The organism is Prevotella sp. (assembly GCF_051059605.1).
Taxonomy (GTDB): Bacteria; Bacteroidota; Bacteroidia; order Bacteroidales; family Bacteroidaceae; genus Prevotella.
Window position 1 is genome coordinate 925,157 of sequence record NZ_CP050883.1, and the last position, 21,888, is coordinate 947,044.

Genomic DNA, 21,888 nt, shown 5'->3' on the forward strand with positions numbered 1-21,888 from the left:
GATTTTTCAGCTAATTTTGCATTAAATTCAATATTAAAAGCGCATGGCAAGAAAAAAATCTGACCGCAAACCAAAAAACATAGGAGAAGCAGTTGGCTTTAGAAATATTTTCAACAGTGAAAAAACAGACTTCCTTTTAGGGCTCGTTTTGTTATTATTAGCAATATATACCATTATTGTAATGGTATCATATTTATCCACGGGTCAAGCTGATCAAAGCCTGCTTGACGATTTGCGTCCAGGTGAATGGATTAACACAAACAGAGAGTTTGCCAATTATGGCAGTTCTATAGGTGCTATATTAGCATATGAACTGATGTATGTAAACTTTGGATTGCCTTCTTTTTTAATACCTGCATTCATTATACTTGCAGGATTGAAGATGATGTCAATATATAAAATCAATCTATGGAAATGGTTTTTCGGAACAATGCTTGTCATGATTTGGAGTTCTGTGACTTTTGCTAAGTTCCTAACTCCTCTTATGTCTGATTTTGTTTTCAACCCTGGTGGAAATCATGGTCTTTATTGTGTGCAGCATTTAGAAAACATTGTTGGTCCTCCGGGACTTACCGTAATATTATTTTTCACAGCAATTGCATTCCTTACATATCTTAGTGCAGAGACTATACAAGTGGTAAGAAAGGCGATGAATCCGGTGAAATATCTCACTTCCAAAGTAAAATTCACAGTAACTAATCACGAATCAAAAACTGAAAATATAGAAGTAGGAACGGAAACAAATGATGAGGTAGAAGTAGAAGAAAAGCAACAAGAAACTGTTGATATTCCAGAAACGATGCCAGAGGATATTCCGTCACCTATTGTTGACCTAACAGACTTTGGAAATACAATAAATACTAAGCTAGAAAACTTGCCAGAAAGTGTATCGCCAGCAGCTGTTATTACGCAAATAACAGATAACGATTCCAATGCTAACAAGTTAACGATAGAAGTTGCTAAGGATGAAGAAAAAGTTGATGGAAAAGAAGTCAATATTGAACAAATATTAAGCACACCTATAGACCCATTAGAGCCTTTCACTAGATATAAGAAGCCAACACTTGATCTTCTTAAAAAGTATGACAATGATGGAAAGCCCAATGTTGACATGGAAGAAATTAAGGCAAACAACGCAAGAATTGTTGAAGTACTTAATAGTTTCGGAGTCTCTATAAAGGAAATAAAGGCAACTGTAGGTCCTACTATTACATTATATGAGATAACACCTGCTGAAGGTGTGAGAATATCAAAGATTAGAAATCTTGAAGATGACATAGCATTGAGCCTTTCAGCTCTTGGAATCCGTATCATTGCGCCAATCCCAGGAAAAGGAACTATTGGTATTGAAGTTCCAAACAATAAACCACAGATTGTTTCTATGGAAAGTATCCTTAATTCAAAGAAATTTAAGGAGACAAAGATGGAATTACCGCTTGCACTTGGTAAGACCATTACCAATGAAGTATTTATGGTAGATTTGGCTAAAATACCTCACTTGCTAGTAGCAGGTGCAACAGGACAAGGTAAGTCTGTAGGTCTGAATGCCATCATCACATCCCTACTCTATAAGAAGCATCCTAACGAACTTAAATTCGTTCTTGTGGATCCTAAGAAGGTTGAATTCAGCGTATATCATAAGATATCAGACTATTTCATGGCTTGCCTACCTGAAAACGACAATGAGCCTATAATAACAGACGTCACAAAGGTTGTAAGGACTCTTAACAGTCTCTGTGGACTTATGGATCATAGATATGATTTACTAAAGATTGCCGGAGCAAAAAACTTAAAAGAATACAACGCCAAGTTTGTAAACCATAAGCTAGATCTCACAAAGGGTCATGAGTACATGCCGTATATAGTTGTAATCATTGATGAGTTTGGAGACTTGATTATGACTGCTGGTAAAGAAATAGAACTTCCTATTGCCAGAATAGCTCAGTTAGCTCGTGCCGTTGGTATTCACATGGTGATTGCAACACAGAGACCTACAACAAAGATTATTACTGGTAATATCAAAGCCAACTTCCCTGGACGTATGGCTTTCCGTGTAAGCTCACAGATTGACTCACGCACCATCCTAGACCGTTCGGGAGCTAACCAACTTATAGGACGTGGTGACTTGTTGTTCTTAAACGGAAACGAACCCGTTCGTGTTCAATGCGCATTTGTTGACACTCCAGAAATTGAGAATATCAATGAGTATATCTGCGGACAACCTGGTCCGGTTGAACCTATGGAATTGCCGGAGCCTGTTGACGACGGTAATAATAGCGGCATCACCGCAGGTAATACAGACATATCTAATCTGGATCCATATTTTGAGGAAGCAGCACATGCGATAGTACTTTCGCAACAAGGCTCAACAAGTATGATACAAAGACGCTTCTCAATAGGATATAACCGAGCAGGGCGACTAATGGACCAACTTGAACATGTAGGAATTGTCGGTTCAGCTCAAGGAAGTAAACCTCGCGAAGTTTTAATCCAAGACGAAAATCAACTAAATACCCTACTCCTTCAACTAAGAAGTGAATAGATAAATTAAATAGGATTTAAATGTTTCAAAAGTTAGATAAAATTTCTACAGAATCATTTAAATCCTATTTTTATTATATACCTTTGCATAAAACATAAAATAAACAAAAAAGTAATGAAAAAAATTGCTCTTATTTCATTAATGATGCTACTCACATTATGTGTGTCAGCTCAAAACGCGGCTCAGGCAGCAAGAATACTAGACAAAACAGCGAGTGTTGTTGGACGCCCAGGAGGCGCAAGTGCTAACTTTTCAGTCAGTGGCAAAAGCCTTGGTGCAGCATCTGGAACTATTGCCATTAAAGGTAACAAGTTTTATGCTCATACTCCGAAGACCACAGTTTGGTTCAATGGTAAGACACAATGGACATATATGAATACCACAAACGAAGTTAATGTTACAAATCCAAATGAGGCAAAACAGGCTCAGATGAATCCATATAAGTTCATTACAATATATAAGACTGGATATAATCTTAGTATGAAATCTGTTGGTGGTTCTTATCAAATACATATGACTGCCCAAAACAAGCAGCGCAGTCTTCAGGAACTTTACATCACAATCAACAAGACTACATGTACTCCTAGCAATGTTAGAATGTTGCAAGGTAAGGACTGGACAACAATTAATATCACAAACTTTAAGGCAAGAAATCAGAGCGACAATATATTCTCTTTCAATTCAAAGGATTATCCAAAAGCTGAAATTATTGACTTGAGATAAAAATGAAAATAAAAAACATTATTGTCTTTATAGCTTTGCCGGTCATTGTGGCAGGTTTAGCTATATGGACAATTTTAAGAATATGGCCAGATGATAATAAAAGTTCATTGGCTTCAGTGGTTAAAATAGATTGTAAGCGTCATTATATCTTAACTGATAAGAATGGACACAGTCTATTTTTTGCATTTATCAATGCAGACAGTCTTATGGAAGGACTTACATGGGACAAAAGAAATATCATAAATAACGAAACCGAATCTGAAGGATTTTGGATAAATCAAAGCTGGCTCTATCCTTCATGCGAAGGAAAAATAATATCATCTGTTAGTGATACGACAGATATCATTATCAAGGGCATAACACCAAAGAACTTCATTGACCGACAGATTGAGTATCTTACTAAAGAAAATAAAAAAATAAATCAGAAACAAAGTGAACTTAAATACTATCTTAGAGTTCATGGAGTCCAAGACGAAGGCTACAATATGGTGGCTACGTATGCTACAAGAATGCACGCATATAAAGACTCTATAAACAAGAAAATAACTCTTCTTAAAGGAATACAGAAATCTAATAACATAAAAATATATATTAAAGATCAATATATAGCAACTTACAAAAACAAGGACAAACAAAATATAAAACAAGTTTGCTATTTGATAAAGAAGTCTTTAGATAGCAGAATACAGCTATTAAGTAATTATAATCAGACAACACCAAATGACGTAAATGCGGTAAGTATTATGCCATGGAAAAGTGATAAGAAGAAAAAGATTATGGCTGTAAGCTATAAATTTGAGACCCCGTGCCCTGAAGAAATTGCAGATAACGGTTCTGGCATATATACAGAGACACTCTTCCACAAAGGGTTATTTGCAGGAATAAAAACTTCAAATGGTATTATTTGGAGAGAACAGATACATACCTTTATTAATAACAAATAGAAATTGAAAAAGTTACATATATATATAGTGATATCATTTACTCTATTATGCGCTGCATGTGGAGAAATGAATGTTGGTAAAAAGTTTAGTTACGGAATCATTAAACAAGGCTACTCTATATATAAGGGCATCATAAATAAAGGTAAGAAAGATGGAAAAGGTGTCTTTACCGATTCTCTTAAACGAACATTTACTGGCATCTGGCATAATGATACATTAACTAGTGGTACCCGTATTGATTCAACTGGTATATACGTTGGACAACTTAATGCTAATGGTAATGCTTCCGGGCATGGTATTTACAAGTCTAAAGATGGTTTCATATATGAAGGACATTGGGAAAATGACCAAAGGGATGGATTTGGCATGGCTATACTTGCCAATAACCAACTAAAAATTGGTGAGTGGAAAAGCAACAAATACAAAGGTGAGCGTCCTTACTACACAAGCGAGCGAATATACGGAATAGACATATCAAAATACCAGCATATCGTTGGTAGGAAAAGATATAAAATAAATTGGAAACAATTACGCATAACAAGTCTTGGAACTTTAAGCAAGAAGCGAATTACAGGAAAAATCGACTACCCAATAAGCTTTATATACATAAAAAGCACTGAAGGGAAAAAGCTGTTCAATCCATACTACAAAAAAGATTATCATGCAGCCAGAGCTGAAGGTTTGTATACAGGAACTTACCATTACTTCTCTCCTAGCATACCAGCAAGACTTCAGGCGTATAATTTTCTTAAACGATCATATATTAAAAAGGGAGATCTTCCCCCAGTACTTGATGTAGAACCCTTACCATCACAGATAAATAAGATTGGTGGTCCAAGTGTACTATTCAAGAACATAAGAATATGGCTCAGAATAGTAGAACATAATACAGGAAGTAGACCTATACTATATATAAGCCAATCGTTCGTTAACAGATACCTACCATTAGCACCAGACTTAGAAAGAGACTATCTTGTATGGATTGCAAGATATGGAGAATACAAACCCGATGTACATTTGGTATATTGGCAGTTATGTCCTGACGGAAAGGTAAATGGAATACATCCAAAGGTAGATATAAACGTATTTAACGGCTACAGAGGTGAATTTAATAAGTTTGTCTCTAAGCACACGCTATAAAGAATACGTATAGACTCTCTTTATAATGAAACAGCTCGCTGATATATTAAGAAATAATATCAGCGAGTTTCTATTTGCTAATATCACTTTATTTCATTGTAAAGTAAGTCATCTAACGTTTTATATAATGGAATACCATATCGCTTACACGTGATTCTAACGTTATCATATCTATAGAAAGTACTGTCACACACAACAGCTATCTTTTTAGAATGTGCAAACAAGCCTAATTCTAACAAAGAAATAGGAGATTTACTTGTTCCTAAAATATTCATGATGATAAAGTCAGCCTCTTCCAAATGGGACAACTCCCAATTCACCTGATAATCCATTTCTCCAGCCTTGCTACCATTCCAATGCTCTTGCCTTGGATTGTACAAAAGCCATCTCCCACCCTTATTTTTAAAATACTCAATAACACTCTGCTGCCAGTCAACACTACTGCCCATATCTATTGTACCTGCTAGGAATATTTTACGAATACCCGTGGTGTCACAAGATATAGACTCATGAGGATGGTGCATAATTACCTGTCCATAAACTTGTTTAGGAATAATGAATGACATTATAAACAAACAGAATATATAATACTTCTTTCTTTTCATTGCTTTATTTATAGATCAGAATTTTACTCGTACCAGGGATATTACTCCCTTCCGTGCAAAGGTAACTAAAAATATCATATTAGTGAAATATCATATTGGAATTGAGAAATATACCATCCGCAACATAAAGAATAGATTATCAACAAATGATATCACATCAAGTTTGTCAGTCCCTTAAAACACAAAAACCTCTCTCTTCATCTGTATTTCTTGTGTGCTTTAGCTACGTAGCTACGGCATCTCTCGCAAAGCCTCTAAACAGAGGGGAATAACAAGACGTAGCTTACAGGATTTAACTACGTCAAGCTACGTTCTTGCTACGTCAACTTGCGTTATTTTAAGGATAGACTACTATTTTTCGGGTGAATTTACAAATTATCTATGCCAAAGAATCGTTAGCTTGCATCTGAGGAATTGATGAGATGTGCTAAAACTATATGAACGAAAACAGAATAATCAAACTTGTTTAAATGTTCAGCTGAATTCTCGGCAAAGATACTGCAAGATTTTTATTCATGCAATGAAATCAAGTTTGAGCTGTTAGCCAAAGTTTGAATTACTAGTGCTACACACTATAAATACGCGCACGCACACACACTCTGGAATTTTCAGAAAAAGAAATGTCGAAATGTCTATCCATTGAACATCAACTTGTTAGAACTCTTTTCAAGTAGAATAAAGTAAAAGTTATTCGTCGACAAAATATGGGTGAAAGTTTTTATCGTATTGAATTACACTTTACGAAGTATTGCGATGCGTTTTACGATGTTTTGCTGTCCGTTTTACGTTATATTGCAGTGCGTTTTACGAAGCAATAGGAGGTAAAACATCGTAGAAACGTTTGCGTTTCTACGTGAAAACGCTTCCGTTTCTATATAGAAACGCATGCAAAACATGAAATTTGACCGTCAAATCACCGTCACTTTTATTAGCAAAATTCGTCGATAAAATACTGATATTCATTAAGTTGACATTTCGACACTTATATTTTTCAAAACCCTAGGTGCGCGCATATATACACGTACATTATATAAGCAGAAATGGATGACGTAGCTAAGACGTAGCTCATCGAAGCTAAATCCAGCAAGCTACGTCTCGTCATCCCCTCTGTTTAAAGGCTTTATGAAAGATGACGTAGCTTACGTAGCTAAAAACACGAAAAATACAGGGAGAGCACCTAAATATACAAAATCAAATCGCCACAATAGTTATTACACTACTGTGGCGATTAAATATTTGCAGATATATCTATTAATTATTCTTGATATAATCAACTATCCATTTTCCTACTTCTATAGTTCCGTATGTATTGCCACCTTCAACCTGAATTTCAGGAGTGCGTACATTTGCGTCAAGGCTTGCATTTACCGCCTTACGGATAAGTTGTCCCTCGGTGTTAAGTCCGAAGTGTTCAAGAAGCATTGCAGCAGAAAGAATCTGAGCGATAGGATTGGCAATATTCTTACCTGTAGCCTGAGGCCAACTTCCATGAACAGGTTCAAACAAAGGAGTGTGCTCACCAAGACTTGCAGATGGCTGAAGTCCCATAGAACCAGTAATACAACTTGTTTCATCTGTAAGAATGTCACCAAATGTGTTTTCGGTTACGATAACATCAAAGAATGTAGGCTCTGTAAGAACACGCATTGATGCATTATCAATAAACATGTAATCAGTGTTTACTTCAGGATAAGATGCTTCCATTTCCTTAGCTATCAATCTCCAAAGACGACTTGAAGCAAGAACATTAGCCTTGTCAACAACTGTAAGGTGCTTATTACGCTTCATCGCTGTATCAAAAGCAACCTTCAAGATGCGTTCAATTTCTGGACGTGTGTAAATATCAGTATCATAAGCCTTGTCATTATCCTGATACTTCTCACCAAAATACATACCACCGGTAAGTTCACGAATTACCACAAAATCAGCACCTCTCAACAGTTCATCTTTCAAAGGAGACTTATGAAGAAGACACTCAAAAGTAGCAACAGGACGCACATTAGCAAAAAGACCTAGCTTCTTACGCATTGCAAGCAAACCCTGTTCTGGACGAACTTTAGCAGTTGGATTATTATCAAACTTAGGATCACCTACAGCAGCAAATAAAACAGCATCAGCATCCATACAAACCTTAAACGTATCGTCTGGAAAAGGATCTCCAACTGCGTCAATAGCATGAGCACCGCAAAGAGCCTCTGTGTATGTAAACTTGTGGCTAAACTTATCTGCTACCTCATTTAAAACAGCAATACCTTGTTTCATTATCTCCGGTCCGATACCATCACCGGCCAAAACTGCAATCTTTAAATTCATTATATTATATTTTAAAATTCTTTTATCTAGTTTCAGGATTCTCAATCATATTGAGCATCTTTATAGTTGCCTTAATAGCAGCCTCTGTCTGATCGGCATCAAGTCCTCGTGTTCGGAACTTTTTACCATCACTTTTAATCCATGTAATAATGGTCTGCACCAAAGCATCCGTACGTCCACCAGGAGGAATACTTACCTGATAGTTATCCAACAAAGGAAACTCCCTATTAAGATTATTCTTATAAACTTTACGTAAAGCCTTGACAAATGCATCATACTGTCCATCACCGGTAGAGTCTGCTTCATAGCAGACATCGTTTATAGAGACTTTAAGGCTTGCTATAGGTCGCATACCATAAGAGGTTGAAACCATGTAACTTACCAATCTCACCTTCTCATCAGGAATGCTATGTTTCAACACATCAGAGACAATATATGGCAAATCCTCCTGAGTAACTATTTCTTTTCTATCACCAAGCTGAGTTATGCGCTGAGTCACTGCCTTTGTCTGTTCTGGAGTAAGCACGAGTCCGAGTTCATTAAGATTCTGAGTAATATTTGCTTTACCAGAATTTTTACCAAGGGCATATTCACGATGACGTCCAAATCTTTCAGGAACCAAGTCGTTACAATATAGTTTATCTTTATTGTCACCGTCGGCATGAACACCAGCAACTTGGGTAAAAACATTATCGCCAACAATAGGAGTATTTGGTGCTACAGCAATACCACTGTATCCTTCTACAAGATGAGTAATATACACCAAAGATGTCTCGTCAATATTTGTAGAGAAGTCATACATATCCTTCAATACAACATGCACAGACGACAATGGAGCATTACCACATCTCTCTCCCAATCCATTTACAGTGACATGCAAGCCTTTAACTCCTGCCTTGACTGCCGCAAGTGAATTAGCCACGGCTAGATCATAATCATTATGGGCATGGAAATCAAAATTCACATCTGGATAACGTTCCACTACCTGACTTATGTAATCCATTGTCTGAGTAGGGCTCAATATTCCTAATGTGTCAGGCAAAAGAAAACGGCATATATTCTTGTCATGAAGAGAATCTATAAGCTTAAATACATATTCAGGTGAATCCTTCATGCCTGAAGACCAGTCCTCAAGATAAAGATTTACCTGCATATTAGAGCTTTTGGCATAATCAAGTACTTCTACTATATCATGAACATGTTCATCTATCGTTTTCTTCAGCTGCAATTCGCAATGCTTCAAACTACCTTTAGCCAAAAGGTTTATGACACGACAACCACAATCATGTATCCAATCAACCGACTTATTACCATCAACAAAACCAAGAACCTCAACTTTATTGAGCATACCGTTAAGTTCGGCATAACGGCAAATCATGCGTACAGCATCCTTTTCACCTTCTGACACACCTGCAGAAGCTATCTCTATACGATCAACCTTTACATCAGACAATAGGGCACGAGCTATCATTAGCTTCTCATGAGGGAGAAAAGACACACCATTGGTCTGTTCTCCATCACGAAGCGTGCAATCCATTATTTCTATTTGTTTGCGTTCTCCCATGATTCAACCTTATCACGATTCTCCACAAGGAAGTCTACATCATCAAGACCATTCATAAGACAATGCTTCTTATATCCGTTTATTTCAAATCGCTCACTCTTTCCTGTTTTTAAATTACTAACAACTTGATTTGGTAAATCTACCTTCACCTCCATTTTGTTATCTTCGCTTATGCTATCAAAAAGTTCCTGAAGGAAACCTTCTGACACAACTACAGGAAGCACAAAATTGTTAAGTTCATTATTTTTATGAATATCAGCAAAGAAAGAACTAATTACAACTCTAAATCCATATCCGGCTATAGCCCAAGCTGCATGTTCACGAGATGAACCTGAGCCAAAGTTCTTACCAGCTACAAGTATGACTCCACTGTATCTTGGATCATTTAAAACAAAATCTTTCTTTATTGAACCATCCTTGTTATATCGCCAATCACGAAATAAATTATCACCAAAACCTTCTTTGTCTGTTGCTTTTAAAAAACGAGCTGGAATTATCTGGTCTGTATCCACGTTCTCTAACGGCAATGGAATACAAGTTGATGTTATAACGTTAAATTTCTGTTTCATAATTATTATATTAAAGAGTTCGTGGATCTGTTATTTTACCCGTTATAGCCGCAGCTGCAGCTACTAGTGGAGAAGCAAGTATTGTACGTGAACCAGGTCCCTGTCGGCCTTCAAAGTTACGATTACTTGTAGAAACAGAATACTTTCCTGCAGGAATCTTGTCATCATTCATTGCAAGACATGCAGAACATCCAGGTTGACGAATTTCAAAACCAGCTGCTTCAACAATCTTGTCTATGCCTTCTTCACGAATCTGCTCATCAACAAGCCAAGAACCAGGAACAAGCCATGCGGTTACATTATCAGCCTTCTTCTTACCTTTCACAATATTTGCGAAAATACGGAAGTCCTCAATTCTTCCGTTCGTACATGCACCAAGGAAAACATAGTCAATGGCATGACCTATAAGTTTCTCACCAGGAGCAAATCCCATATAGTCAAGACTCTTCATAAATGAAGCTTGCTCTTTCTCTTCTATTGTATCAAGAGTAGGTATTGTCTCGTCAATAGCAATACCCATTCCAGGATTAGTACCATAAGTTATGCGTGGCGCAATATCTGAAGCATTAAAATTCAATTCCTTATCAAATATAGCATCGTCTCCGCTCTTTAAAGTTTTCCAATAAGCTAACGACTTGTCCCATTCTTCTCCTTTTGGAGCATATTCACGACCTTTAATATATTCAAAAGTCTTTTCATCAGGAGCGACAAAACCACCACGTGCTCCCATCTCGATAGATAAATTGCACAAAGTCAATCTGCCTTCCATAGACATATCACGCACTACATGACCGCTATATTCTACAAAATAACCCGTAGCGCCACTAGTAGTAAGTTTGCTCATCAAATAAAGAGCTACATCCTTGGCCACAACATTAGGACTTAATTTTCCATTTATATTTATTCTCATACTCTTTGGCTTCTGCTGAAGAATACATTGAGAAGCCATAACCATTTCTACCTCAGAAGTACCGATACCGAAAGCAACAGCACCCATTGCTCCATGAGTTGAAGTATGAGAATCACCACATACAATTGTCATTCCTGGCAAAGAGAGTCCTTTCTCAGGACCGACCACATGGATTATACCGTTATCTTTGGTATTCATCTTAAACTCTTTCAATCCAAAATCATCACAGTTCTTGTCAAGTGTGTCAAGCTGTTTGCGTGAAATAGGATCATCAACAGGTTTATCCTGATCATGAGTGGGCGTATTATGGTCTGGCATACAATATATCTTGTCAGATCTAAAGCACTTCAATCCCCTTGCACGCATTCCTGCAAAAGCCTGCGGTGAAGTTACTTCGTGACAATAAAGACGATCTATATATAGCTGTGTAGGACCATCTTTAATGGTCTGAACAACATGTTTGTCCCAAATCTTGTCAAATAATGTATTCATAAATATGTGTGTTTATTATTATTACCTAAATTAGCGAATCTTAAACTTATTGATACAATCTATGTATGCCTCTACACTAGCAGTTACAATATCTGTATCAGCACCAAAGCCATAATATACATGACCGTCGTATTCTACCTGCATGTGAACTTTTCCCACATCATCAGAGCCCTTATCTATTGCCTGAATAGTAAACTCTTTCAAGGTCATCTTTTTCTGTACAATTTTCTTCAAGGCCTTGATAGCAGCATCTACAGGTCCGTTACCCGAAGATGCTTCTTCAAACTTCTGACCAGATAAGTCAAGTCCAATGCTTGCAACGCTCTTTACGCCCTTGCCAGTAGTTACCTGCAGGTAATCAAGTTTCACTCCATGAGAATCAGTCTGGTCTGCGCCAGCTAACATCATAACATCCTCATCGCTAACCTCTTTCTTCTTATCAGCCAACAGTAAGAATTTCTTGTATAAATTATCAAGCTTTTCCTCGTCTTCAATATCAATACCATTTACATGCAGACGATATTTCAAAGCAGCTCTTCCTGAACGAGCTGTTAATACGATTGAATTATCATCTAAGCCGACATCCTTTGGATTGATGATTTCATAAGTTTGTACATTCTTCAATATACCATCTTGATGAATACCGCTTGAATGTGCAAATGCGTTACGCCCAACAATAGCCTTGTTAGGTTGCACAGGCATATTCATCAAACTAGACACCATTCTCGACATTGGAACAATCTTACTTGTATTGATATTCGTATCAATATTGATGCCCTTATGACATTTAAGTATCATAGCAATTTCTTCAAGAGAAGTGTTACCAGCACGCTCTCCTATTCCATTTATTGTTACTTCAACCTGGCGCGCACCATTCAAAACACCTTGAAGCGTATTTGCAGTAGCCATACCTAAATCGTTATGACAATGAGTTGAAAGTATTGCCTTATCCATGCCGTCAACATGTTCCATAAGATACTTTATCTTATTTCCATATTCATCAGGTAGGCAATAACCTGTTGTGTCAGGGATATTGACAACTGTAGCACCAGCTTTAATAACAGCCTGTACTACTCTTGCCAGATATTCGTTATCAGTTCTACCTGCATCTTCTGCGTAGAACTCAACATCTTCTACGTATTTTTTTGCATAGCTAACAGCAGCAACCGCACGCTCGATTATTTCATCTCTATTAGAGTTGAATTTATACTTAATGTGAGAATCACTAGTTCCAATTCCTGTATGAATGCGCTTATGTTTTGCATACTTTAGAGCATCGATAGCACAATCAATATCTTTCTGAACGGCTCTTGTCAAGGCACATATAGTTGGCCATGTAACAGCTTTGGAAATTTCTACAACAGAATTAAAATCACCTGGAGATGATATAGGAAAACCTGCCTCAATAACATCTACTCCTAACTGCTCAAGCGCCTTAGCTACCTGTATTTTCTCAATAGTATTCAACTGGCATCCTGGCACCTGCTCACCATCTCTAAGAGTGGTATCAAAAACAAACAATCTGTCACTCATATATTTGTATATTTATATTTAATTATTTTCCAATGAAAAAGCCTTTCACACTTACACGGAAGTGAGAAAGGCTTTAAATATCTTTTTACATCATCTATATGCGCACCTTACCACTCCCACTCACTTTTTGAAGTCGAAGTCGAATAATAATGCTCAATATGTTTAGAGATGTAATCATATACTATTTTTGTATTTACGAATGCAAAGGTAATGATATATTTCTAAATACACAAAAGAATTAAAACATTTTTATCTAAAAATCTTTCATATTGCTACTTTTGATAACTTTTTACATCGTTTTTATTATCTGTTTCAAATCAGAACGGCATATTGTCGCCTTGAGGAATAGGTGGCATATCGCCAAATGGATTATCTTGAGGAGCAGCATCACCGTTGTTCATTTTCGAACCGATAATTTCTCCACCACCCTGCGGCATACCATAAGAGTCTTCAGGATTCTGGAATCTAGTATATTCACCCTTAAATGTAAGCAAAACGTCACCAGTAGCACCCTTTCTATGCTTTGCAATAATGATTTGAGCTTTTCCATGAAGATCGTTTCCCTTTTCATCATTGAAAATATGATAGTATTCAGGACGATGCACGAAAAGTACCATATCGGCATCCTGCTCGATGGCTCCTGACTCACGCAAGTCACTAAGCTGAGGACGCTTGCCTTCAAGTCCATCACGATTTTCTACAGTACGGTTCAACTGAGAAAGTGCAAGTATTGGAATATTCAATTCCTTTGCTAATCCCTTTAATGATCTTGATATTGTTGAAACCTCCTCCTGGCGGCTACCAAACTTCATACCATTGGCATTCATCAACTGAAGGTAGTCAATCATAATAATCTTAACTCCTTTTTCTCGCGCTAACCTACGGGCTTTGGTACGGAGTTCAAATACAGACAAACCTGGCGTGTCATCCACATAGACAGGAGCACCTGTCAACTTTCTAAGATTTTTATCAAGGCGTTCCCATTCATCAGGAGTAAGCTGTCCGTTCAGCATTTTGCTACCCGCAATCTCACAAGCATTCGAGATCAAACGGTTTACAAGCTGAACGTTGTTCATTTCCAGAGAAAAGAAGGCAATAGGAATTCTATAATCAACAGCTATATTCTTTGCCAAACTAAGTGCGAAAGAAGTCTTACCCATGGCTGGACGTCCAGCAATAATAACAAGGTCACTCTGCTGCCATCCACTCGTCATTTCATCTAACTGAGTATATCCGGTTGGAACACCTGTCAAACCACCAGTATTGGCAGAAGCCTTTTGCAAGATGTCCACAGCCTGTTGAATAACAGGATCTATCTGAGTGTAGTCCTGCTTCATATTCTTCTGTGATATCTCAAACAAAGTACCTTCGGCCTCCTGCATCAAAGAATCAACGTCAACGGTATCATCAAAAGCTTTTTCCTCAATCCTACTAGCGAACTGAATAAGCTGACGAGCTAGAAACTTCTGTGCTAAGATATGAGCATGATATTCCACGTTAGCAGAAGATGCAACATGAGCACTGATATCCAACACATAGCCTGGACCACCAATATCATCAATCGTTCCTTCCTTTTTCAATTCTTCGGTAACGGTCATGATATCAACAGGGCGCTCACTCATATTCAGGTTCTGAATAGCCTGATAAATTTTTTGATTTCTCGGTTCATAGAATGTTTCAGGACGTATAATCTCTGATATCATTGAAAATGCATCCTTATCTATCATCAGAGCACCAAGTACCGCTCTCTCTATATCTGTAGCCTGAGGTTGAAGATGTCCATAAGTAGTATCTATTGGAGTAGAAGTCTTACGTTTTTTAGTATTATTACTGTTATTTTCTGCCATATATTAATGATTTGTGACAAAGGTAATAATTTTTTTGTTTATATAATATTATGGTTATTAGATTTTTTGTATTTTTGCAATAAGATACAACTGCACTCGATATAACATTCAAACAAGTTTGATGATTATGCTCACGTTTGCAATATCTGTGCATACATAATTAAAATAAAAACTATGATTAAATTTCCATGTGCCAAAATTAATCTTGGACTGAACATTGTAAGCAAACGTTCCGATGGCTATCATAATTTGGAGACGGTATTCTACCCAATTCCATTATATGATGCTTTGGAGATAAAACATATGGATGAGAATTTTCCATCTGAAAATGATTGCGACTTAAAAGTTACCGGAAATGCTATCGAATGTGATGAAAACAATAATCTTGTTGTAAAAGCCTATAACTTAATAGCAGAAGATTATAAACTTCCACGAGTGCATGCTCATCTTTATAAACGCATACCTTCACAAGCTGGTTTGGGTGGTGGATCTAGCGATGCAGCACACATGATTAAACTTCTTGATGAACGTTTCAGACTTAACATAGGTAATGCTGAAATGGAAAGATATGCAGCTAAACTTGGTGCTGACTGTGCATTCTTCATTGGTTGCGAACCATCTTACGCAACAGGTATCGGTGATCAACTTATGCCAGCAGACGGACCGAAAGGTAATCTGAATGGATACTACATATTCCTCGTTAAACCAGACATTGCTGTTTCCACAAAAGAGGCTTATGCAAACATTATACCACGCACTCCTGAAATTTGTTGTAAAGAAATTGTACACCAATCTATTTATACATGGAAAGAGCAGTTGGTTAATGATTTTGAATTATCAATATTCACAAATCATCCTGAACTAAGCAATATTAAGAACAAACTTTATGAGAAGGGCGCTGTATTTGCTCAAATGAGTGGTAGTGGAAGCTCCATTTACGGTCTATTCAAAGAGGAACCTAAAGAACTAGAAGGACTATTCCCTGATTGCTTTACTTTTAAAGCCAAATTATAAATATGAAAGATAATAAAAATGAGATGTTTCCTCTTGTTGATGAACAAGGAAACATTATCGGGGCAATAAGTCGCGGAGAAGCACACAGTGGAAGCAAAAAATTACATCCAGTAGTACACCTACATGTTTTCAACAGCAATGGAGATCTTTACCTGCAGAAACGTCCTGCATGGAAAGATATTCAACCTTCAAAATGGGATACGGCATGTGGTGGACATATAGATCTCGGAGAAGATGTAAAAACTGCACTGAAACGAGAAGTAAGAGAGGAACTTGGAATAACTGATTTCACACCACAGGATATGGGCCACTATGTTTTTGAAAGTGCGCGTGAAAAAGAATTAGTTTATGTACACAAAACAATATACGATGGAGAAGTACAACCAAGTAAAGACGAATTGGATGGTGGAAAATTCTGGAGCCGCGATGAAATATTAACCAATATAGGTAAAAATGTTTTCACCCCAAACTTTGAAAACGAATACACGGAATTCTTCAAATTGTAGATAGTCGTTATTTTTTGTGACTTAATACAGAAATGGTATACATCGTTTAATTATTGAACAATGTATACCATTTAAAGTATAGGGCCTACAATGTTTCCTTTTTGCTTATATAATAATGTTCAACGTTTCAGCAGAGTATTTGTGAGGGGCTTCTTGGAAAGTTCAAGCAACACTATTGATTAATATATAAGTTAACAAAGAATACATGAAAGTATATAAAAATAAAAAGGTTGTAAAGCTAAACTTTACAACCTTTTTTATTTAGTTCTTAATAGAATTACTTCTTAAAGAAATCCTTAACAGCCTCATTAGCGACCATATGCTCATCAAATACATAAGCACCAGTCTTAGGGCTCTTTACCATCTTTATTACCTTTGAATATGCGCGACCTTCCGAAGAACCTTCATGGAGGGTAGCGACCGCTTTCTTTGCCATATCTTATATGAATTTAAAAGGGTTATTACTTAATCTCCTTGTGAAGAGTCATCTTCTTCAGGATTGGGTTGAATTTCTTCAATTCAAGACGCTCAGGAGAATTCTTACGATTCTTTGTTGTTACGTAACGGCTTGTTCCTGGAAGTCCGCTATTCTTCATTTCAGTGCATTCTAGAACGACCTGCACTCTATTTCCTTTAGCTTTCTTTGCCATGATAATTATTCTCCTATTACTTTAATGTCTTTCCATTCGCAATAACCCTTAGAAACAGCCTTCTTTAAGGCAGCGTCAAGACCGACTTTATTAATGAGACGAAGACCAGCAGCACTGGTCTTAAGGCTAATCCAACAATTCTCTTCTACATAGTAGAATTTTTTGCTGAAGAGGTTAACATCAAAGCTTCTCTTTGTATGGTGCTTTGAGTGAGACACATTACAACCTAACTGTGCCTTCTTTCCTGTAATCTGACAAATCTTAGACATTACTATCTTTAATTTTTGTTTTCGTTTTTGATACTTATTCCAAACAGGGTGCAAAATTACAAATAATTTTGAATTACCCAAAATATTTACCTAAAGAATGTTGATATTTAAGTATTTTTTTGTTTTAGACTACTCTTTTGGATTCTTTTCTTTAACAAAATCCAAAAATAGCCTCAAAGCTTTTCTTGATGCAATAGCAAGATTTATATCTCGTCCAAAGTCTTCTTCAAGCTTAAACGTACGTATATCATCCTTACAACCATATCCTATCCATATAGTGCCAACAGGTATTGAAGATGTACCACCTGCTGGTCCTGCCACACCAGTTGCAGAAATCGCATAGTCAACATTTAGTGTATCACATGCTCCAGCAACCATTTGCTTCGCAACATCTTCACAAACAGCAGTCTGCTCTTCCAATGTCTCATGAGAAACATGCAATAAGTTTTCCTTTATCTCATTTGTATAAGAGATGATTCCACCCTTGAAATAATTACTAGCCCCAGGCACGGCAATTATTGCTTCTGCAATACGTCCACCGGTACAACTTTCAGCAGTTCCGAGAGTAAGGTCATTATCATACAAATATTGCTGTATTTCTTTACTTAATACTTTACTTTCTAATTCCATATCATTTACTTAAAGGTTACTTTTGAGAAAGCCGGCATGTCTATAGAGCCAAAATCCTTATCCTCATATTTAAAATTGCCTACACATGCTATCATTGCGGCATTATCTGTTGTATAGCTGAATTTAGGTATGTATATTGTCCAACCATATTTATCGGCATGCTCTCGGAAAGCATTACGAAGTCCATTGTTAGCAGATACTCCACCAGCTACTGCAACATGAGTAATCTTAGTATCTTCAACTGCCTTACGCAATTTCTTCATAAGAATGTCTACAATTGTAAATTCCAAACTTGCAGCCAAATCTTGCTTATGATGCTCTACAAAATCAGGATCCTCACTTACCCACTCACGAAGATTATATAGGAAAGATGTTTTCAATCCAGAAAAAGAATAATTCAATCCTGGAATATGAGGTTCTGAGAATTTATATGCCTTCGGATTTCCTTGACGAGCAAGTTTGTCAATGATAGGGCCACCAGGATATCCCAGCCCCATAACCTTTGAGCACTTATCAATCGCCTCACCAGCAGCATCATCAATAGTTTGTCCAAGAACCTGCATATCATTATATGCATTTACTTTGACAATCTGTGAATTACCTCCAGAAACCAACAAGCAGATAAATGGGAATGGTGGAGCTGTTGCATCATCGTCACTTTCCTTAATAAAATGAGCCATAACATGCCCCTGCAGATGATTAACATCAATCAAAGGAATATTCAATGATCGTGCAAATCCTTTTGCAAAATTCACACCTACAAGAAGAGAGCCCATCAATCCTGGACCACGTGTAAAAGCAATTGCACTCAACATCTCCTTTGTGATTCCAGCACGCTTTATAGCCTGATCAACTACAGGAACTACATTTTGCTGATGTGCACGTGAAGCCAACTCTGGAACTACGCCACCATAAGCTTTATGAACATCCTGTGAAGCAGTAACATTAGAAAGAAGCACACCATTTTTCAATACGGCAGCAGAGGTATCATCGCAAGAAGACTCAATACCTAATATATAAATATCTTTATTCTCCATATATTTCGACTTTCATTTATATTCTTTACTATTAATTAATATGTAAGGATTTCCACTCCGTGCTCTGTCATAACAAACGTGTGTTCCCATTGAGCACTTGGCAATTCATCACCAGTAACAATCTCCCATTCATAAGGATCATCAGCATCAAGGAAAACTTTCCATGTGCCTTGATTAATCATTGGTTCAATCGTAAATACCATACCAGGTACAAGCAACATTCCAGAACCTTTATGACCATAATGCATTACATCAGGCTCCTCATGAAATTCCAATCCTACACCATGACCACATAAATCACGAACTACGCCATAATGGTATTTCTCTGCATGCTTTTGTATTGCATGACCAATATCACCAACAAAACTATATGGTTTTGCAGCTTCAGCACCAATCTCAAGACATTCTTTTGCAACTCTTACAAGCTGTTCCTTTTCTGGAGAAGTCTTACCAATGATAAACATTCTGCTGGCATCAGCATAATATCCACCAAAAATCGTTGTCATGTCTACATTTACGATATCACCTTCCTCAAGAACATCTTCCTCTTTAGGAATACCATGACATACAACTTCGTTTATACTTGTACAAACACTTTTTGGATAGCCTTCATAATTCAAACACGCAGGTGTGGCATTATGCTCCTTACAATAAGCCATGCAGATATCATCAATTTCTTGCGTATTCATACCTACACGAATATTCTTAGCTACCTCATCAAGACAACCTGTATTTATGACACCGCTTTTACGAATGCCTTCAATCTGTTCTGGAGTTTTTATGAGGTCACGACTAGGCACTTCCTTGCCTTTTTTTTCCCAAGACATCACTTGCTTATCAAGTTCAGTAATTGGCCGACCAGGCAGGCAATGCCATTTTTTCTTCTTAAGAATCATATTCAAACGTTTAAATCGAGCACAAAATTACAATATAAAATCGAATTCAGCAAATTTTTTAATATATCGAAATATATTACCGTTATTGAATCACAACAACTTTATCTAGAACGTTTATTTTTAAGTTCTGGAATCTTTATGACTTCACCTTCCTTCAATTCTTTTTTGCCATTCATCACCTCTATATAACATTCCATTCCAGGACCGAAATACAATCTACTTATAGAGTTTAATGTCTGACCTGCTTTTACCTTTATTGTCTTTTGTACTCCTACTATTTTATATGCACCAGTGCGTACACGTGCATCACTATTATTCATTACTGCATATTCATCTGTGACAGCAGGTTTACCCTCCGCCTTCACTTTATTTTTATTGATGACATCAGGGCTCTTAACTTTTTTCGTTTGTTTCTTTACAACTGGTGCAGGCTTAGCTGCTAGAGTTTTTACGGGTTTGTCTATCGGCGTAGCTTTTCGCTCCTCTAAACGACTCATCAAACTCTCAATACGACAGTTGCGTTCTGTTAGTTCATTATACATATAGCACAATGCACCAGCTGACAATACAAAAAGCGCAAATATTGAAATAACCAAGAATTTATTTATCCCAGTGGTATTCTTTATTGGTTCTAATTCTTCAGAGTTTTCTTCATTATTATCAATTCTCTCTGAATTTTCAATCACATTTTGATAATGATGTTCTACAACCTTGTCAACAACACTTTCTATAACAGGCTCTGGTTCAGAAGTAACTTCTTTTATTTTAATGTCAACAATTTCACTTTCCTTTTCTGGTTCAACAGGTAGTTCAATTTTCTGTTCAATAGCTTCTTCGGTCTTCTGATCAACAAAACTATTTGCAACACCTTCAACTTCTTCTTTAACCGTATTACTTAATGCCTGTTTTTCCAGCTCTTTATTATAAGATTCTGATGAATTATCACCATTGGTTTTTACAACCTCTTCAACGTTTTGTTCGATTTTACCCTCTTCTTTTTGCTCAACAGATGTCTCTACAGTTTCTTCAACATCATCGGTCGCATCTTCCGAAGTTTCATCCAGCGAATCATCACCAGACTGTTCGTCCTGTCCAAAATCAACACCATCATTCACAACAACTGTTTCGAATTGAGAAAAAGGACGATTAACAAGTTCTTTCATTGCATTGTCAGGCGAGAAAGAAATTTTGTCTCTACCCTCAATAAGTATTCGCTCTCCTGTGTTGACATCAACACTTTCGCGAGGACTAACACTAGTAACCTTAAACGTGCCAAGTCCTTTTATTTTGACGAGCTTATTATCAAGAAGTCCATCATTAACGACATCAATCATTAATGATAAGAATTTCTCAGCATCTGCAATATTCAGCTTTCGCTTATCAGCGAGGATACGAGATAAATCTTTTACATTACCCATGCGCTTCTCCTCCATTTTTAAGTTTTTCTTTTATAGCTGCAATAGGCTTAAACCCAAGCACCAACTTTGGCGGAACAAGCATTTTTAGTCCTGTAACAGGATTAACCACGACTCGTTCCATGCGCTTCTTCACTTCAAAGGAACCAAAACCTGCCAATGAGACGTTTTCACCTCCTTCAAAGGCATCCCCCATACTGGCAATTACTGTATTTACAAGCTTCTGAGTATCAGCTTGTGTGTAACCGCTGCGTTGCGCTAATTCTGCAATAAATTCCTTGTTGTTCAT

General features: G+C 37.0%; 21 protein-coding genes. 6 read left to right on the top strand and 15 right to left on the bottom strand.

Annotation, left to right across the window (positions count from 1 at the left end; genetic code table 11):
- The first annotated feature begins 43 nt into the window (after nucleotides 1-43).
- From HEQ28_RS03650 to HEQ28_RS03665, 4 genes are all read left to right on the top strand, one after another.
- Nucleotides 44-2,542, top strand: a complete 2,499-nt coding sequence (locus tag HEQ28_RS03650; RefSeq protein WP_434503823.1) for an FtsK/SpoIIIE family DNA translocase — start codon at nucleotides 44-46, stop codon at nucleotides 2,540-2,542.
- A gap of 114 nt (nucleotides 2,543-2,656) precedes the next feature.
- Nucleotides 2,657-3,265, top strand: a complete 609-nt coding sequence (locus HEQ28_RS03655) for a LolA-like putative outer membrane lipoprotein chaperone (RefSeq protein WP_434503824.1) — start codon at nucleotides 2,657-2,659, stop codon at nucleotides 3,263-3,265.
- A gap of 2 nt (nucleotides 3,266-3,267) precedes the next feature.
- Complete coding sequence (locus HEQ28_RS03660) at nucleotides 3,268-4,209, top strand: hypothetical protein (protein WP_434503825.1); 942 nt, start codon at nucleotides 3,268-3,270, stop codon at nucleotides 4,207-4,209.
- A gap of 3 nt (nucleotides 4,210-4,212) precedes the next feature.
- The gene (locus HEQ28_RS03665; RefSeq protein ID WP_434503826.1) at nucleotides 4,213-5,349 is read left to right on the top strand and encodes a GH25 family lysozyme; all 1,137 of its coding nucleotides are present in this window, start codon (nucleotides 4,213-4,215) and stop codon (nucleotides 5,347-5,349) included.
- Nucleotides 5,350-5,432: 83 nt separating this feature from the next.
- On the opposite strand, the gene HEQ28_RS03670 is transcribed toward HEQ28_RS03665, so the two are convergent.
- The 7 genes from HEQ28_RS03670 to dnaB form a co-directional block, all read right to left on the bottom strand.
- A complete protein-coding gene (locus HEQ28_RS03670) occupies nucleotides 5,433-5,954 on the bottom strand; it encodes a nucleoside 2-deoxyribosyltransferase domain-containing protein (protein WP_434503827.1) in 522 nt (173 codons plus the stop codon).
- Between the two features lie 1,251 nt (nucleotides 5,955-7,205).
- A complete protein-coding gene (gene leuB, locus HEQ28_RS03675; protein ID WP_434503828.1) occupies nucleotides 7,206-8,267 on the bottom strand; it encodes a 3-isopropylmalate dehydrogenase in 1,062 nt (353 codons plus the stop codon).
- Nucleotides 8,268-8,289: 22 nt separating this feature from the next.
- Entirely contained in the window at nucleotides 8,290-9,831 is a 1,542-nt protein-coding gene (locus HEQ28_RS03680; protein WP_434503829.1) for an alpha-isopropylmalate synthase regulatory domain-containing protein, read from the bottom strand.
- Nucleotides 9,810-10,400, bottom strand: a complete 591-nt coding sequence (gene leuD / locus HEQ28_RS03685) for a 3-isopropylmalate dehydratase small subunit (RefSeq protein ID WP_434503830.1) — start codon at nucleotides 10,398-10,400, stop codon at nucleotides 9,810-9,812. The genes HEQ28_RS03680 and leuD overlap by 22 nt, the downstream gene beginning before the upstream one ends.
- 10 nt (nucleotides 10,401-10,410) lie before the next feature.
- The gene (gene leuC, locus HEQ28_RS03690) at nucleotides 10,411-11,802 is read right to left on the bottom strand and encodes a 3-isopropylmalate dehydratase large subunit (protein WP_434503831.1); all 1,392 of its coding nucleotides are present in this window, start codon (nucleotides 11,800-11,802) and stop codon (nucleotides 10,411-10,413) included.
- A gap of 30 nt (nucleotides 11,803-11,832) precedes the next feature.
- Nucleotides 11,833-13,335, bottom strand: a complete 1,503-nt coding sequence (locus tag HEQ28_RS03695) for a 2-isopropylmalate synthase (protein WP_434503832.1) — start codon at nucleotides 13,333-13,335, stop codon at nucleotides 11,833-11,835.
- Nucleotides 13,336-13,652: 317 nt separating this feature from the next.
- The gene (dnaB, locus tag HEQ28_RS03700; RefSeq protein WP_434503833.1) at nucleotides 13,653-15,182 is read right to left on the bottom strand and encodes a replicative DNA helicase; all 1,530 of its coding nucleotides are present in this window, start codon (nucleotides 15,180-15,182) and stop codon (nucleotides 13,653-13,655) included.
- Between the two features lie 174 nt (nucleotides 15,183-15,356).
- On the opposite strand from dnaB, the gene ispE reads away from it, so the two are divergent.
- The gene (gene ispE / locus HEQ28_RS03705) at nucleotides 15,357-16,196 is read left to right on the top strand and encodes a 4-(cytidine 5'-diphospho)-2-C-methyl-D-erythritol kinase (protein WP_434503834.1); all 840 of its coding nucleotides are present in this window, start codon (nucleotides 15,357-15,359) and stop codon (nucleotides 16,194-16,196) included.
- Between the two features lie 2 nt (nucleotides 16,197-16,198).
- On the top strand, nucleotides 16,199-16,702 hold the full coding sequence (locus HEQ28_RS03710) for an NUDIX hydrolase (protein WP_434503835.1): 504 nt from the start codon (nucleotides 16,199-16,201) through the stop codon (nucleotides 16,700-16,702).
- A gap of 277 nt (nucleotides 16,703-16,979) precedes the next feature.
- Here HEQ28_RS03710 and HEQ28_RS03715 read toward each other — a convergent pair whose 3' ends face one another.
- The 8 genes from HEQ28_RS03715 to HEQ28_RS03750 all read right to left on the bottom strand — a co-directional run bounded on the left by HEQ28_RS03715 (nucleotide 16,980) and on the right by HEQ28_RS03750 (nucleotide 21,888).
- Nucleotides 16,980-17,138 (bottom strand): DUF4295 domain-containing protein, encoded by a 159-nt coding sequence (locus HEQ28_RS03715; protein WP_434503836.1) that lies wholly within the window; start codon nucleotides 17,136-17,138, stop codon nucleotides 16,980-16,982.
- A 25-nt stretch (nucleotides 17,139-17,163) separates the two neighbouring features.
- Complete coding sequence (gene rpmG, locus HEQ28_RS03720) at nucleotides 17,164-17,352, bottom strand: 50S ribosomal protein L33 (RefSeq protein ID WP_018462302.1); 189 nt, start codon at nucleotides 17,350-17,352, stop codon at nucleotides 17,164-17,166.
- Between the two features lie 5 nt (nucleotides 17,353-17,357).
- Entirely contained in the window at nucleotides 17,358-17,621 is a 264-nt protein-coding gene (rpmB, locus tag HEQ28_RS03725) for a 50S ribosomal protein L28 (protein WP_296960276.1), read from the bottom strand.
- Nucleotides 17,622-17,750: 129 nt separating this feature from the next.
- Nucleotides 17,751-18,251 (bottom strand): CinA family protein, encoded by a 501-nt coding sequence (locus HEQ28_RS03730; RefSeq protein ID WP_434503837.1) that lies wholly within the window; start codon nucleotides 18,249-18,251, stop codon nucleotides 17,751-17,753.
- A gap of 5 nt (nucleotides 18,252-18,256) precedes the next feature.
- Nucleotides 18,257-19,288: a tRNA (adenosine(37)-N6)-threonylcarbamoyltransferase complex transferase subunit TsaD gene (gene tsaD / locus HEQ28_RS03735; RefSeq protein WP_434503838.1), complete on the bottom strand. Its 1,032-nt coding sequence runs from the start codon at nucleotides 19,286-19,288 to the stop codon at nucleotides 18,257-18,259.
- A 35-nt stretch (nucleotides 19,289-19,323) separates the two neighbouring features.
- On the bottom strand, nucleotides 19,324-20,184 hold the full coding sequence (gene map / locus HEQ28_RS03740) for a type I methionyl aminopeptidase (RefSeq protein ID WP_434503839.1): 861 nt from the start codon (nucleotides 20,182-20,184) through the stop codon (nucleotides 19,324-19,326).
- Nucleotides 20,185-20,285: 101 nt separating this feature from the next.
- Complete coding sequence (locus HEQ28_RS03745) at nucleotides 20,286-21,617, bottom strand: HU family DNA-binding protein (RefSeq protein WP_434503840.1); 1,332 nt, start codon at nucleotides 21,615-21,617, stop codon at nucleotides 20,286-20,288.
- Nucleotides 21,595-21,888: an HU family DNA-binding protein gene (locus HEQ28_RS03750; RefSeq protein ID WP_434503841.1), complete on the bottom strand. Its 294-nt coding sequence runs from the start codon at nucleotides 21,886-21,888 to the stop codon at nucleotides 21,595-21,597. Before HEQ28_RS03750 ends, HEQ28_RS03745 begins: the two co-directional genes overlap by 23 nt.

Bases quoted from the DNA above. Each gene is read 5' to 3' on its own strand.
- HEQ28_RS03650 (WP_434503823.1), top strand. From the start codon at position 44: ATGGCAAGAAAAAAATCTGACCGCAAACCAAAAAACATAGGAGAAGCA.
- HEQ28_RS03655 (WP_434503824.1), top strand. From the start codon at position 2,657: ATGAAAAAAATTGCTCTTATTTCATTAATGATGCTACTCACATTATGT.
- HEQ28_RS03660 (WP_434503825.1), top strand. From the start codon at position 3,268: ATGAAAATAAAAAACATTATTGTCTTTATAGCTTTGCCGGTCATTGTG.
- HEQ28_RS03670 (WP_434503827.1), bottom strand. From the start codon at position 5,954: ATGAAAAGAAAGAAGTATTATATATTCTGTTTGTTTATAATGTCATTC.
- leuB (WP_434503828.1), bottom strand. From the start codon at position 8,267: ATGAATTTAAAGATTGCAGTTTTGGCCGGTGATGGTATCGGACCGGAG.
- HEQ28_RS03680 (WP_434503829.1), bottom strand. From the start codon at position 9,831: ATGGGAGAACGCAAACAAATAGAAATAATGGATTGCACGCTTCGTGAT.
- leuD (WP_434503830.1), bottom strand. From the start codon at position 10,400: ATGAAACAGAAATTTAACGTTATAACATCAACTTGTATTCCATTGCCG.
- leuC (WP_434503831.1), bottom strand. From the start codon at position 11,802: ATGAATACATTATTTGACAAGATTTGGGACAAACATGTTGTTCAGACC.
- HEQ28_RS03695 (WP_434503832.1), bottom strand. From the start codon at position 13,335: ATGAGTGACAGATTGTTTGTTTTTGATACCACTCTTAGAGATGGTGAG.
- dnaB (WP_434503833.1), bottom strand. From the start codon at position 15,182: ATGGCAGAAAATAACAGTAATAATACTAAAAAACGTAAGACTTCTACT.
- ispE (WP_434503834.1), top strand. From the start codon at position 15,357: ATGATTAAATTTCCATGTGCCAAAATTAATCTTGGACTGAACATTGTA.
- HEQ28_RS03710 (WP_434503835.1), top strand. From the start codon at position 16,199: ATGAAAGATAATAAAAATGAGATGTTTCCTCTTGTTGATGAACAAGGA.
- HEQ28_RS03715 (WP_434503836.1), bottom strand. From the start codon at position 17,138: ATGGCAAAGAAAGCGGTCGCTACCCTCCATGAAGGTTCTTCGGAAGGT.
- rpmG (WP_018462302.1), bottom strand. From the start codon at position 17,352: ATGGCAAAGAAAGCTAAAGGAAATAGAGTGCAGGTCGTTCTAGAATGC.
- rpmB (WP_296960276.1), bottom strand. From the start codon at position 17,621: ATGTCTAAGATTTGTCAGATTACAGGAAAGAAGGCACAGTTAGGTTGT.
- HEQ28_RS03730 (WP_434503837.1), bottom strand. From the start codon at position 18,251: ATGGAATTAGAAAGTAAAGTATTAAGTAAAGAAATACAGCAATATTTG.
- tsaD (WP_434503838.1), bottom strand. From the start codon at position 19,288: ATGGAGAATAAAGATATTTATATATTAGGTATTGAGTCTTCTTGCGAT.
- map (WP_434503839.1), bottom strand. From the start codon at position 20,184: ATGATTCTTAAGAAGAAAAAATGGCATTGCCTGCCTGGTCGGCCAATT.
- HEQ28_RS03745 (WP_434503840.1), bottom strand. From the start codon at position 21,617: ATGGAGGAGAAGCGCATGGGTAATGTAAAAGATTTATCTCGTATCCTC.
- HEQ28_RS03750 (WP_434503841.1), bottom strand. From the start codon at position 21,888: ATGAACAACAAGGAATTTATTGCAGAATTAGCGCAACGCAGCGGTTAC.